The following is a 261-nucleotide window of genomic DNA, read 5'->3' as shown; positions in this document are numbered from 1 at the left end:
CTAACAGTTGTTCTGCTTCAGGAGTTAGCCTGGGAAATCCAACTACTTCTGATAACTGTGGTGTCAAAAAGGTTGAAAACGATGCTCCTTTATCTTTTCCTTTAGGGACCACTACCGTCACCTGGACTGTAACAGATAATTCTGATAATACTCAGACAGCTACTCAGATTATCACCGTTGAAGACAACCAAAAACCGACCATAACTGCACCAGGTGCTGTAACGGTGTCAACAGATGCCAACAGTTGTTCTGCTACAGGAG

1 protein-coding gene is annotated in these 261 nt (G+C 43.7%); it reads left to right on the top strand.

What is annotated here, in order from left to right:
• A partial coding sequence (locus HC175_RS23790; protein WP_168140160.1) for an HYR domain-containing protein occupies positions 1 to 261 on the top strand: 261 nt, incomplete at both ends.

The organism is Salinimicrobium oceani (assembly GCF_012037645.1).
The sequence above is the reverse complement of the archived record's forward strand: the minus strand, read 5'-3'. Positions and strand labels throughout refer to the sequence as shown.